The following is an 18,001-nucleotide window of genomic DNA, read 5'->3' as shown; positions in this document are numbered from 1 at the left end:
TTTCCTGAGTTCCGTGGCGCCTGCACGGAGATGCTCCAGGGCCACCCTTGGCAGAACGCACACACGGAGCCGCACTCGCAGTACATAAGAACAGCGATGCGCGCCGGGGACGTAGTCGAGGAGCGTTTCGAGATCGAGCGGCTCGCCGGCTCCGGCGGCATGGGCGACGTCTACCGCGCGCGCGACCGGCTGTCCGGGCAGGCGGTCGCGCTCAAGGTGCTGCAGAGCGCGAACGTGCGCGACCTGAGCCGGCTCTCGCGGGAGGCAGAGGCGCTCGTCACGCTCCGGCTGCCGGGGGTCGTGCAGTACGTGGCGCACGGCGTGACGGGCGCAGGGCGGCCGTACCTGGCCATGGAGTGGCTCGACGGCGTGACGCTGGAGGAGCGGCTCGCCGGAGGGCCGCTCTCGATCGCCGAGAGCGTGACCCTGGCGGCGCAGGTAACGGCGACGCTCGGCGAGGTCCACCGGCTCGGCGTCGTTCACCGCGACCTGAAGCCGAGCAACCTGATGCTCGTGGGCGGCGCCGTCGAGCGCGCCATCCTGCTCGACTTCGGCATCGCGCGCGACCTCCGGCTCGCGCGGAGCTTGACGGCGCCCGGCGCGATCCTCGGCACGCCCGGGTACATGGCCCCCGAACAGGCGCGCGGCGAGCCGACGATCGACGCCCGCGCCGACGTGTTCGCGCTCGGCTGCATGCTGTTCGAGTGCCTCGCGGGGCGCCCGCCTTTCGTGGGCGACAACGCGCTGTCGCTGATCATGAAGGTCGTCCTGGAAGATCCGCCGCGGCTCGGGGAGCTCCGCGACGGCGTCCCCAAGCACCTCGAGCGGCTCGTGGCCCGGATGCTCTCGAAGCCGGTCGACCATCGGCCGCGCGACGGCGCCGCCGTCGCCGAGGAGCTCGCCGCCCTGGCGCAGGCAGGGCTCCCCGGCGGAGCGCGCGAGACCGTCGCGCCGCCCGCATCGCGCGTGGAGATCACGACCGCGGAGCGCCGGGTCATGTGCGTCATCCTGGCTGCCGAAGGCGGCAGCGCGGAGGCGGACGCCACGCTCTCCGAGGCCGAGGGCGCCGCGCGGACCGAGGCGCTGCGCCAGATCGCGGCGCGCCACGGCGGACGCCTCGAGCTCCTGCAATCGCAGTGGCTGCTCATCACGCTCTCCGGCGCCGAGACCCCGACGGATCTCGCCGCGCGCGCCGCCCAGTGCGCGCTCTCCCTGCGCGCAGAGCTCGGGGGCGTGCCCATGTCCATCGCCACGGGGCTGACCGAGGTCGCAGGGAGGCTGCCCGTGGGCGCGCTGATCGACCGCGTCGTGCAGCTCTTCCCGAGGCGCGCCCGAGCGCCGGAGTCCGGCATCCAGCTCGACAGCGCGACGGCGGGCCTGCTCGCCAGCCGCTTCGACACGATACAAGGGGCCGAAGGGGCCTGGCTGCGCGGCCCCAAGGACGAGCCGGACACCGTCCCGCGGCTCCTCGGCAAGCCGACGCCCTGCCTGGGGCGCGAGCGCGAGCTCGCGCAGCTCGCGGCCGAGTGGCGCCACGCCGTGGATGAGCCCTCCGCGAGCGCCGTCGTCGTCGTGGGCGCCCCGGGGCTCGGTAAATCGCGCCTCGCCTGGGAGTTCCTCCGCACGCTCAAGGAGCGGAGCGAGGCCGCCGAGGTCTGGATCGGCAGGGCCGACCCGGTGGCCGCCGGGTCCGCGTTCGGCCTGCTGGCCCAGGCGCTCCGCCGCGCCATGGGCATCCTCGACGGCGAGCCGATCCAGGCGCGGCGGAGCAAGGTGCTCGCCCGGGTCGAGCAGCTCGGCGGGCTCGGGGCCAAGGCCCCGCACGTCGCGGCGTTCCTCGGCGAGCTCGTGGGAGCGACGTTCCCCGACGACGGCGATGTACAGCTCCGGGCGGCGCGCCAGAACCCGGTGCTGATGGGCGACCGCATCCGCCAGGCCTTCGAGGACCTCGTGCACGCCGAATGCCAGCGGAGGCCGGTGATCCTCGTGATCGAAGATCTGCACTGGGGCGACCTGCCCACGGTGAACCTCGTCGACGCCGCGCTCCAGCGCGCGCGAGGCCTGCCGTTCCTCGTGCTGGCGCTCGCCCGTCCCGAGGTCGACGAGCTCTTCCCGGCGCTGTGGAGCGAGCGCGACGGCCTCCGGATCCGCCTCGCCGCCCTCTCGCGGCGCGCGGGCGAGCGGCTCGTGCGGGAGGTGCTCGGCGATGCCGTCGATGCCGATCTGGTCGAGCGGCTGCTCGCGCGCGCCGAGGGCAACGCGTTCGTGCTGGAGGAGCAGATCCGCGCCGTCGCCGAGGGCAGGAGCGAGGGCATGCCCGAGACGGCGCTCGCGCTGGTGCAGGCGCGGCTCGAGGCGCTGGGCATCGAGGAGCGGCGCGTGCTGCGGGCGGCGAGCGTCTTCGGCGAGACGTTCTGCAAGGGGGAAACGATTCGTAGACGCAGGAATAATCCTGAATGGTTCCGAAATGTTGGCTGCTGTGACCGCAAGTCTGCGGCGGCAAGTGCGGGGAGGCCGGGGGGAGCTGTAGGGGCCATGGGCGGGCGCCCGTGCCGGTGCTGGGTCGCGGGTCGTCGAGGGCGCGGCTTCGGATCGCTGCGCCTGGGGCACGCGCTCGGGGCTGTGGTCTTTCACCATCCAGTAGCTCGACGAGGAGGAACTCGGCGCGGCCGCCGTCGAGCGCATGACGCCGGAGTCAATCGGCGCGGTCCCGCGGCGCGGGCGTCGGGCCGGGCGGCCGCTCCATGCCTACCCGACGTCGAGCTCCCCGGGCACGAACTCGGGGCCGCCATCGTCCACCTAGGCACGCTCGGGGCCGTTGCGGATGTCGAAGCGGACGTTGGTCAACTCGGCTAGTTCCGCATGTCAGAAATCCCGCCAGGAATCGCGCTTCTTCACCTGCGCGCCGAGGCCCACGGCTCTGGAAATTCTAAGCGGAAGATGATATCAGTGGTCGGAGCGACGGCACAACCATGAACCCGAACGATATCGAGCAAGGCGAGGTGGTTCGCGGCACGCCCATCCTCGAGGCGAGCCGCGAGTCATCATTGAGTGAGGATCCGGTTCTCGAACAGGCCGTCCGCGTGCGCGAGGAACTGGACGCCCTCCTCCCGATCGGTCAGGAGCGCGGCGGTGGGGACGACTGGGATGCCCCGCTGGACCTCCGCGTGGCGCGACCGTTGGCAGTCGTCCTCGACACGTTTTCTCCGGCGGGGCAGGTGCTCCCGGCATTCAAAGATCGAAAGACCGTCCTTATCATCCACGTCGTCACGCCGTTCGCGCGCGACGGGCACAGTCCGGATGGGGTCTGGGGACTAGGCTACGAGTTCGTCATGAAAGGGGTCGACGCGAGCACGGTCGCCGTCCTGCCGAACGACGAGGTGCTCCAGATCGCGAGGGTCGGACAGGAGCTCGACATTGAACTCGGTGTCGGCGGCGAAGTGACGACGAAGGGCATGGCAACTGACCGCTCGGACCAAGCGTCGTTGTCCTTACACGGAGCACGGCTACGGGCTTCCACCACCGGCCAGCTTCACCTGTCCCTCCGGCTGTCGATCACGCTCCGGAAGGTGCTCGGCGCTCCGGTCGGGATCGGCGGCGCGCAGTGGAAGATGTACCGCCAGGACGAGCCGATGGATCGACCACATACGCTTTTGCAGACGGTGTTGTTGCCGAAGGGCGTCGACCGGATCAGCTGCGTCATCAAGACGTGGGTCAGACGGGCGGGAGTGCTCGGCACGACCTGGCGCGCGAAGTTCTGGCCATACCAAGACCTCGAGTACAGCGTCCCGATCCACAGCCTCGCCCGAACGTGGAGGCCCCCCATGGCGTGACGGAGTGCGAGGCGATGCTCCACCGGCTCAAGCAAGCGGTCGCGCGCGTCGAGGTCGACGGGAAGCCGAACGGCACCGCCTTCCTGATCGACCCGGAGCACGTCGTCACGGCGCATCACGTGTTGCTGGGCCAAAAGGCCGTCACACTCCGCTTCGCAGAATGGTCGGCGGCTTCGCCGGACGTGTCGCTGACCGGAAACGACGACGGGGTACGAAGCTGCCAGCTGAGCTGGCAGCCGGCCAACGGTGCCGACCTCGCGGTCTTGAAATTGGACCGCCGATGCCCATTGAACGTGGCCGCGCTAAGTCTGGGAGCGCTCCCCGAAGTCGACGCCGAGTGGTCGACGTTCGGGTACCCACGTGGGGTGCCTGGAGGGCACCGGCTCGCCGGTGGGAAAGTCAGGGATCCCGGCAAGCTGGTGGAACCGCTGACCTACAGGTTTCTCCAGTTGGAGACGAGCGCCGCACGAGAGCGGCTCTCCGGCTACAGTGGTGGTCCGTGCGTCGTCGATGGGTTGGTCGTTGGCGTGTTGACGAGTCAGCTGACCAGGTTCGCGCAGGACATCGAGCCGTCGATGTCGGCCTCCGCCGGTGGTCCTGCAACCGCAATGACACGATGCCCTTCGCTCGACACGCTCTATGCACTACCCGTCGACCTGTTGCGCGAGTGGCGATCGACAATTCGACTCGTTCCTCACGTCTCGAGCACCGCCGCGTTCTGCGTTCCGTTCACGCGCCCAAGGTTGCTGGGTCGCGAGTCCTTGCTCAAGAGCATCCACGATCTGCTTTCGCGTCGAAGCGGGGCTGGACCTCTCCCGGTGCTGGTCGGTCCCGGCGGTATTGGCAAGACCCAGCTCGCCGTGCTCTACGCACACACGTATGCCGACGAGTACGCGGGGGGTGTCTTCTGGCTGGACGGCAGCCAGGATCTGCAGTCCATCGTGGCTCAACTCGGCAGCTACGCGCTGCGAACCGGGTTGGCTGCGCCCCACCCGTCGGGTGCTGGGCCGGACTACTACGCGCAGCTCGCAGCCCTGTGGCTCGGCCGGTTCGGTTCTCGACGGGACGTCCTCCTGATCGTTGACGATGTGGCGGACTCGTCGTTCCTGGTTCAGCAGGTCCGCGGCGCGACGACTTGGACTTTCCGATCATTGGCCGCGACCGTCCTCGCGACGAGTCGTCGACGCGGCATCGTCGGCGCGACGGACGTCGACCTTGTGACGCTCTCCGAGCATGACGCTGAGGAGCTGCTGCGCCGCGAGGCGGGCCGCTCTGCGAGCGACTGGGACGGCCCTGCAGCGAGGGCGATCGTCACAGCCCTGGGGGCGCTGCCGCTCGCGATCCGGCTGGCAGGTGGTTACCTCAAGCGGCGCGAGGCGGTCGCAATGAGCGACCTCGCAGCCGTACTCCACCGAGCCGGTGTTGACGCGCCGCTCGAAGACGTCGTCGTGCTTGAGGACTATCCGACGACGCTGCGTGGCGGCATTGCAACGGTGCTCGCGGCGACACTGGACGATCCTGCGGATTCGGTCGCGTCACGGCTGTTGTCGGTGCTGGCTTGTTTCCCCAGAGGTCAGCCGATTCAGGTCCGGACGCTGGCGTGGCTGGTCGACGGACGGCGGAACCTTGGAGCAGACGCATCGGGTGCCATCGACGCACAGCTTGAGACGCTGCGCAGCGTCAATATCCTCGACGCGACGGAGAGCGGAGAGCTGCGCTTGCATGCTGTGATCCACACCGTTCGCCGCGCTCAGTTGACGCATCGGTTTCGTCGACGCGTGAGCAGACGGCTGGTCGGGCGGCTCTTCGAACCGCGTCTTCTAGCGCGGCAGAGCGGCGCGTCGTTGCTCTCCGTATTCCGCGATCTCGCCGCGCTGGAGCGGATGCTGGACGAAGATCCGCTGTCGGCGCAGATCGCCGCGCTCCGCCGCGTCCTTGGCCGCGCAGCGCACCTCCTCGAAGGTCCGGCGTCACCGTTGCCGATTCTGCATCGGCAAGCCTTGCTGATGCGCGAGACCGCGCTAGCGCGCGTTTTCGACTGCTCGGCATCGCTTCGCGGCGAGCCGTGGCTGCGCCTGCGCTGGTCGACGCGGACCACCGATCGAGCCGAGGTCCGGGTGTTGGCAGATCCCTTCGTTGGGACGCGAGCATGCTCACTATCGGCGGACGGGGAGCTGCTTTCCATCGGTGACGGGGGCGGAGGCGTCGAACTTTATCGGCCGAGGACGGGCCTCAGGGTGGCCCGTACTGTCCACGGTGGGGCAGTGCTGTGCGTCGCCACGTCTGCCTCCGGAGAGGTAGTGGCGTCGGGTGGCACCGATCGGGTGGCGCGGATCTGGGACGTACAGAGTGGGGCGATGCGCTTGGCGTTCCACGCGCACGAACACACAGTCCTCGGCGTCGCGCTCGACGGCGCGGGGGCGCTCGCGGTGTCCTGCGGGTTGGACCGGAGCGTCCGCAGCTGGACCACGGAGGACGGGACGCGTCTCTCGCTCTGGATACACAACGAGCCGGTAATCTCGTGCGCAGTCTCGGACGATGGTCGCGTCGCAGTAGCAGGGACCATGGACGGGATCCTGCGCGTCTTCGACCCGAGGACGGGGGAGGAGCTCGAGCGTGACCGTCCGGAGACCAAGCCCCGTCTTGTCCAGACGACGCTGTCTCCGGACGGCCGCTTCGTGCTCTCGGGCTGGGCGAACGGGGCGTTGCACTTGTGGGATCGCATCGCGGGCTCGAGAACGCTGCTTCAGGCGCCGTTCACGAGATACGACTGCGCGATCTCTTCCTGCGCGCTGTCGGACGACGGTTCGATCGCGATCGCTGGGACGGTCGATCGGACGATCCGTGCTTGGAGGACCAAGGACAAGAGGCAGTTCGCAGTCATCTCCGGGCTCATCGAAGCAGCTCGGTCGTGCGCCCTGGCGCGAGACGGCGACATGATCGTGGCGGCGGCCGGGGATCTGCGCGTCTGGAGCCTGCTCGCCGCGGGGGAGAGCGCCGTCGCTCCCGTACACAGAGGTTCGGTCCGTCTCTCGAGCATCTCCGGCGACGGGCGCACCGGGCTGACGTGCGGCGGCGACGCGAAGGCAAGGCTCTGGGATGTCGTACGCGGAGCTCCAACGTACGAGCTGCCGGTCGGTGATCTTGATGACCGGCCGCTTGCGTGCGCGCTTGCGCGCGGAGGCCGAATCGCGATAACCAGCGCCCGCAATCCTGGCAACGGCGCTGCCATGGTCGTCGAATATAAGCTTCCCTCCGGCGAGCGGCGGCGGATTGTACGCGACGTCCACTTCGAAGAGGGACTGACGCGGCTGTGGAATACACGTACCGGTGTGTGTTCCCGGATGCTGACCAAAGCTCACCACGACTGGGTTCGCGCCGTGGCGATCTCTGCAGAAGGAAGGCATATCGTGACCGTTTCGAGAGACTCTCAGCCGACCCTCTGGGAATTCCCGAGCGGGAATCACCGCATTATCGCCGAGACCGATGATACTTTCGTCGGCCAGTGCTGCGCGCTTTCCGACGATGCCGGTGTTCTGCTCATCGGCGGAGAGGACGGTCGCGTGATGGTGTGGGACGTGCGAACGGGAGAGGTTCTGCGGGCGCTCGACAGGCACCAAAGCTGCGTGACCGCGTGCTCGCTCTCTACGAGCGGCGAGGTCGCTGTGTCCACTTCCGCCGACGGGATCATTCGTGTATGGGAGGTACAGACGGGCCGTTGCACGCGTGAGCTCTCGCGTCCCGGAGTACGGGGGTGCGCGCTGTCCGTGGACGCCGCGTTGCTCCTCGTCTACGGGTCGGGTGTCATGTCAATCCTCCGGGCCGCTACGGCAGAGCCCGTTGTCGAACTTCCGATCGAGAACATCGTGGCCTGCTCGATGAACGAGGACGCGGGTGTGTTCTTGGTTGGCGACGCGGCAGGGCACGTGTCCGTCTTCGATCGCGTGACGCCGCCGCTGGCTCAGGGACTTCTGTCGAAGGCGCTGAGCGCTCTGTCCTCTCTCGTCAAGCGGTAACCACTGGAGGCCCGGCGGTCGAGGCCTAGTTCGATGCTGTCTGCATGGCTGCGTCGGGCACGCGAACAAAGCCGGCTCCACGATGCGGAGGATGGAGATCCTCGGCGTGGATGAGGCCACGGCCCGAACCCACCTGGAAGCCTGCCGGTGCCACGTGCAAGAGGCACGCGCGATCGCGCCGGAACACCGGACGGACCCGCCTGGATACCAGAGCGGCTCCACCGACCGATAACACGCACACCACCTGGTGCCGATGGGTCGGCGGCACTACTCGCTGAGCTTCAGTTCTACCAGTATGCACACCTGGAGGAACGTCAGTTGGGGCCAGGCCGAGCAGCTGGCCGATTGCGTGGTGAACGACGCGGGCTGCTACCTCATCTCCGAGGGCGACGGCTCGTCTCAGGGTGGCGGGGAGCGACGCGACCACGGCGGCCCGAGGCGACGCGTCGGCCGGCGCCAGCTCCCCGAGCCCGAGGTCCGGCGAATGTAGCGGCGCGACGGTTCGCCCCCGCGGAATCGTCCCGCCAGCTCGGGCTCGCGCCAGACCCGCGTACGCCGCTTCGTGATGCGTCGCTTCATCTGCGCCTCCGGAGCAAGAGCGCCAGCGTTTCCCGGGCCATGCGCAGGCGAGATGCCGCCGTACGGGGGTTCATCCCGCGCGCCTTCGCCCACCCGACCAGCGTCTCCGGCGCGTCCACGATGAGGATCGCCTCCAACTGCTAGCCCGGCAGGTCGGCGAGCACCTCCAGCACCTCCCGAGCTTCGATCTGCGCGTGCAGGTTCGGGCCTACCGTCTCACGCAGCAGGCCGAGCGGCGCGGCGTGAAGCACGGCGCGGCGCACCCAAGCGCTGCTGAGGTAATGCGACACCTTCCGCCACGTGACGCCGAACAGCCAGCCCTGGAGTGCCTTGCGCGGATCCTCCGTCGGGTCGGGCCGGTACATGCACCTCCGCACAGAGTTCCACGCGCCCATGAGCACCTGCTGCTCGACGTCAGCGCGGTCGCGAGCAGCGATGCCACCGGCGTGAAGCACAGCGCGGATGAGCCGACGCTCCGCGAGGATCGCCTCCATCGTCGGGTGCTGGCTGGGATGTCGTGCGGCAGGCGGGCGATGGGCCCCCTTCCGCCGCTTCTTCACCCGCTCCTCCCGCAGGCCGTAGCGACGGGGGCGCGGAGCAGGCGCGCCACGGGAGCACGCCAGGCCCGCGCGGCGAGCTGCAGTACGGCGGGCGAGCTGCAGGCGACGCCGGCCAGCGTGCGCGGTCGGCGGGTCTCAGGCTGTATAAAGAGGAGGGAAGCGGGCGAGCGGCGACGCGCGGGCGCGCCGCTCCCTTGGCCCGCGGACGGCGGGCGAACTACGGTCTGCATGTCGGACCTCGGTTGCTCGGGGTTCAGCCACGCGGCCCGAGGTGCTACCAACACCCGCGGGCCGCACTGTTGTGGCGGTCAACAAACCGTCGATCAGCACAAGAATCCTGGCACCAAGAGCGCGCCGGTGAAGACGTTGCAGCACGCCATTGGGCTCGCCGCGAGCTGGCGACGCAACGGCGAGGCGCCGACCCGGCGCGTGTACGCGTGCGGCGGTGGTTCGGAGGCGATCTCGCTATCCCCATGAGTCGACCTCTGGGGCGGCCGTTTGTGTGATGGCGATTGGTCCTACGGAGGGCCGCTCGACCTGTTCGAGCAGGGGAGTTGGCGCGAGGACGTGGCCCGCATCGCGCGGGGGCTGGAGGCGAGGCTCGCCCCCTGACGCGGCGCGCCAGGCGTCGTGGATGTCCGGATGCGCGGCGCGATCGGCGTGGTCGAGCTCGATGGACCGGTGAACGCGGCGAACGTCAACCGGCGCTTCGCCGAGGCCGGCGTCTGGATCCGCCCGATGGGCCGGGTCATCTACCTGACGCCCCCGTTCGTCGTCTCCGACGAGGATCTGTCGAGGCTGACCTCGGCCATCGTCGCCGTCGTTCGAGGGTAGAGCGCCGCCGCGCCCGGCGCTCGCGTGAGGTAGCCACGCGCCCGGCCCCGCGCCCGCCAGCGGCCGTCAGGCGGAGCCGCGCCAGTGCGCGCCCGCCCCCGCCTCCAGCAGCGCCCGCCTCACCGGGGCGACTTGCTGTCCCGCTGGCCGGGCCGATATGCTCGAGCGCGCCATGCCGGACCCGTCCCCGTCGTCATTGCTCCTGGAGGATCTACGAAAGCAGATAGCGGATCAGCGGGCCGTCGTGGTTGCCGGCGCGGGCGTTTCCATGGCCGCGACCGGCGGCAACCCGGTCGCCTCCTGGACCGGGCTCCTCCGGGACGGGGTGAGCCGCTGCGAGCACGTGGTGCCAGGTCTGCCGCGCGGCTGGGCGAGCCGGGTCCGACAAGAGATCGAGTCCGGGGACATCGACGATCTGCTGTCGGCCGCGGAGAAGATCTCCAGCAAGCTGAACCCACAGAGCGGGGAGTATCGCCGCTGGCTTCGTGAGACCATCGGGGCCCTGCGCGTCACGGATCCTTCGGTGATCGAGGCGCTCCAGGCCCTGCGGGTGCCGATCGCGACGACCAACTACGACGGTCTCATCGAGGACGTCACGGGCCTCGAGGCCGTGACGTGGCGGCACGGCAGCGAGGTGGAGCGCGTGCTGCGCGGCGACGACCCAGGCGTCGTTCATCTCCACGGCCACTGGCGGGAGCCGGAGTCTGTCGTCCTCGGCATCCGCTCCTACGACGCGGTGCTCGGTGACGCGCACGCGCAGACGATGCTGCGCGCCCTTCGCGCGACGCGGACCTTTCTCTTCGTCGGGTTCGGCGCAGGCCTCGCAGACCCCAATTTCGGCGCCTTGCTGCGCTGGTCGCGCGGCGTGTTCGCCGGCTCGGACTACCGCCACTTCCGGCTCGCGCTGGCCGAGGATGTCGCCCGCTTCCAGGCGGAGCACCAGCCCGAGGAGCGTGTCTTCGTGCTGCCGTACGGGACCACGCGGACCGACCTCGCCAGCTTCCTTCGGTCCCTCGTGCCCGGCGCGCCGGCGACCCGGCCGGCTACCCCCCATGCCCCACCCCCGGCGATCGCCACGGCGCCGATGTCAGCGCCCCGTGCGGCGGCCGCGGGCGTTATCACCCCACCTGCGCGGCGCCCGCTCCGCGTTGTGTTCGGCTACTCGCGCCGGGACGACGAATATCGAGACAGACTCCATGTGCATTTGACGCCTCTCAGGCGGCAAGGGCTGATCGACACCTCGCACGACGCGCTCATGGATCCGGGCGTCGATGTGCGCGCGGCCGTGAACGACCGGTTCGACGCCGCGGACATCGTGCTGCTGCTCATCAGCGCCTCGTTCCTGGCCTCGGACTTCTCCTATGGCGACGTCATGCAGCGGGTGCTCGCGCGGCACAACGCCGGGGAGACCAGGGTCGTACCGATCCTCCTCAGACCCTGCGACTGGCAGGGCTCGCCGTATGGAGAACTGCAGGCCCTCCCGCGGAACGCGCGCCCGATCACCTCCTGGACGGATCACGACGAGGCCTTCCTCGACGTCGTCCGTAGCATCAGGCTCCTCGTCGAGGAGCTGGCAGCCAAGCTCACCATGGTCACCTCGACGAGCACCGTTCCGCAGGCCACGCCGGAAAGGGCTTACCAGCTGTTCGAGGTCTTCATGAAATCGGGCATGCCAACGGTCACGTTCGTGGCCACCAAGCGGTTTCAGGATCTGAAGCTCGCCCTCGCCCAGCCGGGGCGTGGCGTCGTCATCGAAGGCCCGTCCGGCATCGGCAAGACGACCGCGCTCCGGCAGGCCATCAAGCAACTCCGCGAGGAGGGGCACCTCGTGGCGGGCGGCAGCGCTCCCGAGATACTGAGCGCGCGGAAGCAAGCCGATGTGGCCCGCCTCGCGACCATCGAGCAGTGGCACCGCGGCACCGTCGCCATCGACGACTTTCATCGCCTCCCGCGGGAGCTCCTCCAGCGCATGGCGGATTACTTGAAGTCGCTCGCCGACGAGGACGCCGCGGATCGCAAGCTGGTCGTCGTCGGCATCCCGAAGACCGGCCAAGCGCTCATCGATCTCGCGTTCGACCTGGCCAACCGCATCGAGGTCATCACATTCAACCGGGTCGATAGCGCGCTCGTTCAGAAGATGATCGTGCAGGGCGAGCGAGCGCTCAACGTGCGTTTCGATCGTCGTGCGGAGATCATCCTGGCGTCCGACGGCAGCCTGAACATCGCCCAGTTTCTCTGCTTCTACTTGTGTCAGGCGGAGAGCGTCTTCGCGACCCAGAGTAAGACGGCCACCGTGCGTTGCGACATCGGCGACGCCATAAGGAACGTGCTCACCGCGCTCTCGCCAAAGTTCCGCGAGCCGATGCGGCGCTTCGCACGGATGGCGGGGCCCCAGGACCGCGTCTGCGTCCGGCTGCTCGAGGAGCTCCGGCGCAGCGACGAAGGCTCCGTATCCCTGCTCATGTTGAAGGACACGGCCCCAGCGCTCGCCACGCCGCTGCGCCGCTTCGAAGAGGAGCAATGGATGCAGACGCTCCAGGCGAGCTACCCGGAGCTGGAGATGTTCCTCTTCTACGATCCGAGCATGCACCGGATCACCATCGATGATCCGCAGCTCGCGTTCTACCTGCGCAGCGTCCATCTCGAGGAGATCGCCCGAGAGGCCGGCGTGCTGAAGCAGCAGGGCGGCGGCCGGATCTTCATCTCGTACGTCCTCAGCGACCTGCGATGGCTTGAGCGCCTGCAGGTACACCTCGGTCCCCTGACTAAACGTGGGCTGGTCCTCGATATCTGGGAGGAGAGCAGGCTGACCCGACACGCTGGCGCGTACAGCGAGCTTCGCCAGGTGATCGAGGCTGCCGCGATGTCGATCGTGCTCGTCAGCGCGGATTACCTGGTGTCCGAGTTCTCAGGGAACCCGGACCGGGGAGGGATCGATGTCCTGCTCGGCGTGGCGGCCGAGAACGGCGCCAGCGTGCGTCCGGTCGTGCTGAAGCCGTGCTTGTTGACCGGATCGGGGCTCGATCGCTTTCCCGTCCTCAACCCCGATGCCGCGCTCAGCGAGATGGGGGAGAGCGCTGTCGAGAGCACGCTGGTGAGGCTGGCTGAGGAGATCGCGCGCCTCTTGTGACCGCGCGACAGACGGATGGAGTCCTGCGCAAAGAGGAAGTATTGAGAGTGCTTACAAAAGTTCGGGTGCTCATTGATCCGCCGAAGACTCCACGCGGCATCGCTTCCAAGCGCGAGCTCGAAGCCGCAGCGCGCGAGCTCGAAACGCTGGTCGCGTCTTGGGACGGTGAAGGCGACCCGCCGGCCGCCATGGTCGCGTGGGCCTCCCGTTTCCTGGATAGCTGGCTCGTAGACGCAGATCCCGGAGCTCCCTCGTAGCCGTCATGGAGATCCGTGCCGTCCTCCTCCCGGAAGGTGATTGCGACTATTCAGAAAACCGAAGCGTCTCGTGGGCCTTGCCGCTATCTCCCACCGTCGTGCTGCCATCGTGGTTCCAGCTGGTGCCGCCCTTGCCCGGCTGTCCGGTCTCGATGGTGACGCCCTCGAGCGTGAGCTGGTCCTCGTCGAGGTAGGCGATGCCGATCGAGTCGCCGCCGCGCCCGGGACCGCCGTAGCCGCCGGGCCCTCCTTGGCCGCCCCGGCCGCCGAAGCAGGCGGCGAGTTCATCCTTCAGCGTTCCGCCCGGTGCGCCTCGGCCGCCTAGGCCGCCGTCCTGGGGTTCCCCGCCGTCGCCGCCCCTGCCGCCAAAGTCCACCGTGATCTTGGTGTCGAGCACGGTCACCCGGGCGTGAAGCGCGAGGACGCCGATGGACGGCTGTCCGTTCCCTCCCCCGCGGCCACCTCGGCCTCCGCAACCGCCGGCCCCTCCCGAGCCTCCTCCTGGGCCACCTTTCGAGGCCACGCCGCACACGGCGAGCCCGCCCCGACGACCGCCGCCGCCGCCGCCGCCCTGGCCCGGCGTGCCCCAGGTCCCCTCGCCGCCCGTGTCGCCCTCCCATCCAGTCTCGGTGAGGCGCCCGATGCCCTTACCGGGCGCGCCCTGCGTTCCCGGAGCCCCCGGGCCCCCCTCGGATCCAATGCCGCAACTGAGGTTGTCCCGCTCCCCGATACCACCCCGTGCGGGCGGCAAAAGGTCGGCGGGCTCCCCGTCGCCCCCATCCTCGGCGCTGTCGGGCAGCCCATCCCCTCCCTTGCCGCCGACGCTCGTGCGCCCGCTCTCGCACTGGTTCACGACCGGAGGCCCGCCGGCAACGACGGCCGCCGAGCACGCGTCCCCTCCGAACATGCCATCCGGTCCGTGCGGTTGGACGGACTGCCACTTCTCGCCGTTGCTGCCTCCGTCGCCTCCGCGGGCGGATATCTCGCTCCGCAGGATCTCCACCGCCGTGCTCGACTGAACGAGCACGCCGACCTGGCCCCACGAGCGGACGTAGAGATCGGCGAGCGTCGACACCCCGTCCGCGGCCCCGCTGTCTTCGGGGCCTGCGGGCTCGACGATCACCATGGGACCGGGGACCCGCAGGGGAGAAAACTGGGTCCGCGGGAGCAGGGGGTCGCGCACCCAGTCCCAGCAGTTGAAGCCCCCGCGGAGATCCACGCCGGAGGGCACCCTGATTTGATCCACCACGAATCCCTCGTTGCAGAGGAACACGCGCCCTCGTCCAACGCGCGCGAGCTCGACGGCGCGGGCGACCGTGTACACCGGCTTCGCCTTCGTGCCGGGGTTCCTGTCGTCGCCGCCACCGACGTTTCCGGCGAGGAACACGCCGCAGCCGTCGTCGAGTATACCGGCGGCGACGTGCTCGACGCAGACCGACTCCGGGGGCGGCTCGTTCTCGCACGAGGTGCCTTCACAAGGCGTCACGCCAGGGTCGTTCACACCGGGCGCAGTTCCGCAGCCGGTTGCCCACGGCGATAACAGAAGGACGACGGTAGCAGCGGTGATCTTCCTCATGGGGGTCTTCTGATGTGCGTCGCCAGCACAGGGCGATTCATCGAGGCGGCTCCGGGTCTGGCGCATCGAACCGGTACCAGAACAGCGCAGTCCCATCGTTCCCCTGGCCGGAGTTGTTTTCCGGGGTTGCGTTGCCACCGAGCCCCCCGGTGCCGGCTTGTCCGGGCGAGACCGCCGCACTCTGCAAGATGGTCACGGAGGCGCCTACGGAAGCGATGCCGAACGAGTGGCCACCGAGACCGCCGCCGGCGTCGCCCCCGCGGCCGCCTTTGCCTCCCCAGCCACCACTGCACGCAGGCAAGATCTGACTGCCAGCAGGGGGCCTGCCGCCGTAACCGCCCACTGACCCGCCGCCGCCGGGTTGGCCCGTTCCGCCAACCCCGCCATTGCCGCCCTTGGCCCCGAGGACCTTGCTGGCATCGACCGTGAGGTCGCTCCCCTGCAAAGCCACGATCCCGATGCTCGCGCCGCCGTAGTCGCCCCCGTTGCCCCCCTTGCCCCCGCACCCGCCGCTGCCGCCTGATCCGCCGGCCGCACCGCCCCGCGGCCGACCTGCCGGACACGCGAACGTGTCGCTGCGCCCTTTGCTGCCACCACCCCCGCCGCCGCCCTGGCCGACGCCGCCCGGCTTCCCGTCCTTCCCGCGGACGCCGATCCATCCGTCGACGCCCAGGAGACCAGGGTCCACTGCGCCGGCAGCGCGCTCCGCATCGGCGCCGTCTGCTCCCTGCTCCCCTGGGTTGCACGCCATGCTGGACGCGCCGAAGCCACCCAGGCCGCGGTTATCCAGAGTCCCGACCGGTTCCGGCAGTCCTGAGGTCCCGTCGCCGCCCGTCTCGAGGCCTCCATCGCCCCCCTGGCCACCCGTCGACTCGATGCCATCGTCGCACACGGTCACGACCGGAAGGGCACCCGGCGCCACGTTCGCGGTGCAGGCGTCCACGCCGTCGTTCCCAACCACGCCGGCCTTCGCGCGGAAGCTCGGTGCGTCCTCGCCCCGCTCTCCATCCTTGCCGTCGCCTGCGAGGATCACGCTCGCCTGTACGATCGCCCTGGCCCCATGCTCCAGGATCATCGCGATCGACGACTTGCCATCGCTCGCGGAGGCGTCGGCCGCCACGGCGTGCACACCGAAGATCACCGACGTCGCGTCGTCCTTCACCATGACTGCGTCGTCCCCCCGGAGGACCCGCACCGGGATCCCCACGGGTGGCGCGATGACGGTCAACACGTTCTGCCCGTCGAGCGGCCCTCCGTAGGACCAATCGCCGGCACACAGGCGGCCGCCCCAGAGGTCGACTCCTTGGGGGAGCGAGATCGCCTCCTCGAATACCCCGCCACAGGCGTACACGCGCCTGGTCGGCGCCTCGCCGCGCCCTCGTCCGCTCGCGGCGAGGCCGACCGCGTGCTGCAACGTCCTCACCGGCGCGTCCTTCGTGCCGGAACTCTCGTCGTCGCCCTGCTCGCTGACGAACACGCCGCACATGTCGAGCGCCAGTGCCGTCGCCGGATGCCCGTCACAAGGTGACGGCTCCGGCGGCGGAACCTCGCACAGGTAGGCGTCCGCGCAGTTGTCGGAGTAGCACCCCGTGCTGCCGGCCGCGCCGGCCAGACCGAGCGCGATGGACGCCAGCGAGCGGAGGCCTCCTCGACCGCGACCCACGGATCTAGAACGCATGACCTCGCCTCCGCCTCACCATGCTCCTTCGAGGAGCACCCCAGCCCGTTCGCTCGTTGTCATGGGGACGACGCGGACGCCAGTGGCTCTCGGCCCGGCACCGAAGACGGCGACCTCCGTGAAAAAGGAGGCCGCCGTCGCCGCGCCAAACACGGCGCTCGTCACCAGCGACACCTTGCCGAGCGTGGCGAACAAGTCCCGCTCGTTCACCTGGTCGTGAATGTCGGCGCACGCCGCGGGTGCGCTCGCTTCCCGGCACGTGTGCGACGTCCATCCCTGCGCGCGACGCGCGGCGTCTCCCTCGCGCAGGTCGCCGTGGACGACGTGAGCGCGCAGGAGAAGGATCGCACCGGCCGCCGCCGTCGCCGTCGTCACCGCGATGCCGCCGATCCGCGCCCTCCCCGGCCAGGAGGCCCATGGGCTGGGAGGCCCTGTGCGCGCAACCGGCGGAGAGCTCGGGGTTTGCGGCGTGTCGTTCCGTGCTACCGGCCCGCCCTCCTTGGCTTCGCGCGCCGACGTGCGCGGCAAGACCATCGCGATGTCGTGCTTCGCGCCTGCCACGGCGCCGATGGCATGGAGCGCGTCTTCGCGGCCGGGTGCTCGGGCCCGCACCATGTGTCGGCCCGGCTCCAAGTAGAGCGTGTAGGTGCGCGCGGGCCGGCCGACTTGCTTGCCGTCGACGAGCACCTCGGCGTCCGGCGGATCCACGGCCAGGATGAGCACGGCCACCAACGACTCTGCCTTGCGTCGCCCCTCCTCGAACCTTTTCTGCAGCGGCAAAGGGAGCGCCTCGAGCTGCCCAAGGCTCCAGGCCAAGTGCTCGGCCGCGTCACGGTGTTTGTTCAGCGCGAGCTCGCACAACCCGAGCTCCCCGGCGATCTCCGCACGCTCTCGCCCCGTGCTGGACGCCGGGTCTGCCGCCTCGAAGGCCGCCTTGTAGGCGGCGTAGGCCTCCGTCCACTGCCCCGCACTGCGCGCTCGCTGACCACGCCGAACAAGGTCCTTCACCGATGAACTGCCGCTCGGTTTCGCCTGCGGATGGACGCCGTTGGCACTGGCCGAGTTGGTGAAGCCTGTTGCGGCCCCGAGTGTGAGAAAAATCGAGAGCGAATGCGCAATGTAACGCATCCCGGCACGGTACTGACGCCGGCCGCTCGGCGTCAATCGACAGAAGTCGCCACGTCTTGGCCGCTTTGTCGAGAATTGGCGCCTGGATGACGGAATGCGCTCAGTCATCGCGAGCCTCGATCGAGTGTGGTCAAAATTCTTACTTTGGGGCATACTAGCCGGCCAAAGTTGCCTCGGCTATGGGCGAGAGCGCGGCAGCCGCGCTCACGCTCGCACCTGCGCCGCTTCACCGGCGGGCGAAGCCAGCGGTGAGGCTGCGACGGGAGCTCGTGCCGCGCGTCTAGAACTGCACGACGTCGCCCCTGCACGAGCGTCGCCCGCCAGGGCGGCTCGTCGCGGCATCGTGGGCAGGACGGCGCTCGACGGCGTTGGACGGAGTGCTGGCGACCGCACGCCTGGAGCTGCGCGAC

General features: G+C 69.6%; 9 protein-coding genes. 5 read left to right on the top strand and 4 right to left on the bottom strand.

Annotated features, from left to right (window positions below):
• Positions 1-96: 96 nt before the first annotated feature.
• From WMF26_RS31270 to WMF26_RS31260, 3 genes are all read left to right on the top strand, one after another.
• Positions 97-2,856: a protein kinase domain-containing protein gene (locus WMF26_RS31270; protein WP_437995675.1), complete on the top strand. Its 2,760-nt coding sequence runs from the start codon at positions 97-99 to the stop codon at positions 2,854-2,856.
• A 116-nt stretch (positions 2,857-2,972) separates the two neighbouring features.
• The gene (locus tag WMF26_RS31265) at positions 2,973-3,833 is read left to right on the top strand and encodes a hypothetical protein (RefSeq protein ID WP_437995674.1); all 861 of its coding nucleotides are present in this window, start codon (positions 2,973-2,975) and stop codon (positions 3,831-3,833) included.
• A 14-nt stretch (positions 3,834-3,847) separates the two neighbouring features.
• Positions 3,848-7,849, top strand: a complete 4,002-nt coding sequence (locus WMF26_RS31260; RefSeq protein WP_437995673.1) for a trypsin-like peptidase domain-containing protein — start codon at positions 3,848-3,850, stop codon at positions 7,847-7,849.
• A gap of 719 nt (positions 7,850-8,568) precedes the next feature.
• Here WMF26_RS31260 and WMF26_RS31255 read toward each other — a convergent pair.
• Positions 8,569-8,922: a hypothetical protein gene (locus WMF26_RS31255; protein WP_437995672.1), complete on the bottom strand. Its 354-nt coding sequence runs from the start codon at positions 8,920-8,922 to the stop codon at positions 8,569-8,571.
• Positions 8,923-9,618: 696 nt separating this feature from the next.
• Here WMF26_RS31255 and WMF26_RS31250 point away from each other — a divergent pair.
• Together WMF26_RS31250 and WMF26_RS31245 are read left to right on the top strand one after the other, a co-directional pair.
• Positions 9,619-9,822: an aminotransferase class III-fold pyridoxal phosphate-dependent enzyme gene (locus WMF26_RS31250; protein ID WP_437995671.1), complete on the top strand. Its 204-nt coding sequence runs from the start codon at positions 9,619-9,621 to the stop codon at positions 9,820-9,822.
• 172 nt (positions 9,823-9,994) lie between these two features.
• Positions 9,995-12,952 carry an SIR2 family protein gene (locus WMF26_RS31245; RefSeq protein ID WP_437995670.1) on the top strand — a complete coding sequence of 986 codons (2,958 nt, stop codon included), beginning with the start codon at positions 9,995-9,997 and terminating at the stop codon, positions 12,950-12,952.
• Positions 12,953-13,255: 303 nt separating this feature from the next.
• Here WMF26_RS31245 and WMF26_RS31240 read toward each other — a convergent pair whose 3' ends face one another.
• From WMF26_RS31240 to WMF26_RS31230, 3 genes are read right to left on the bottom strand one after another with little or no spacing between them, the layout of a single operon-like run.
• Positions 13,256-14,785 (bottom strand): hypothetical protein, encoded by a 1,530-nt coding sequence (locus WMF26_RS31240; protein ID WP_437995669.1) that lies wholly within the window; start codon positions 14,783-14,785, stop codon positions 13,256-13,258.
• A gap of 37 nt (positions 14,786-14,822) precedes the next feature.
• Positions 14,823-16,463 carry a hypothetical protein gene (locus WMF26_RS31235; RefSeq protein WP_437995668.1) on the bottom strand — a complete coding sequence of 547 codons (1,641 nt, stop codon included), beginning with the start codon at positions 16,461-16,463 and terminating at the stop codon, positions 14,823-14,825.
• A 15-nt stretch (positions 16,464-16,478) separates the two neighbouring features.
• Positions 16,479-17,591 carry a hypothetical protein gene (locus WMF26_RS31230; RefSeq protein WP_437995667.1) on the bottom strand — a complete coding sequence of 371 codons (1,113 nt, stop codon included), beginning with the start codon at positions 17,589-17,591 and terminating at the stop codon, positions 16,479-16,481.
• Positions 17,592-18,001 lie beyond the last annotated feature (410 nt).

The organism is Sorangium sp. So ce185 (assembly GCF_051526825.1).
In the GTDB taxonomy this organism is placed as follows: Bacteria; Myxococcota_A; Polyangia; order Polyangiales; family Polyangiaceae; genus Sorangium; species Sorangium cellulosum_D.
Note: the sequence above shows the minus strand (reverse complement) of the source record. Positions and strands in the feature narration are given on the sequence as shown.

Coding starts and splice junctions, on each gene's coding strand:
- WMF26_RS31265 (WP_437995674.1), top strand. CDS start 2,973: ATGAACCCGAACGATATCGAGCAAGGCGAGGTGGTTCGCGGCACGCCC.
- WMF26_RS31260 (WP_437995673.1), top strand. CDS start 3,848: ATGCTCCACCGGCTCAAGCAAGCGGTCGCGCGCGTCGAGGTCGACGGG.
- WMF26_RS31235 (WP_437995668.1), bottom strand. CDS start 16,463: ATGCGTTCTAGATCCGTGGGTCGCGGTCGAGGAGGCCTCCGCTCGCTG.
- WMF26_RS31230 (WP_437995667.1), bottom strand. CDS start 17,591: ATGCGTTACATTGCGCATTCGCTCTCGATTTTTCTCACACTCGGGGCC.
- WMF26_RS31270 (WP_437995675.1), top strand. CDS start 97: ATGCGCGCCGGGGACGTAGTCGAGGAGCGTTTCGAGATCGAGCGGCTC.
- WMF26_RS31240 (WP_437995669.1), bottom strand. CDS start 14,785: ATGAGGAAGATCACCGCTGCTACCGTCGTCCTTCTGTTATCGCCGTGG.
- WMF26_RS31245 (WP_437995670.1), top strand. CDS start 9,995: ATGCCGGACCCGTCCCCGTCGTCATTGCTCCTGGAGGATCTACGAAAG.
- WMF26_RS31255 (WP_437995672.1), bottom strand. CDS start 8,922: ATGGAGGCGATCCTCGCGGAGCGTCGGCTCATCCGCGCTGTGCTTCAC.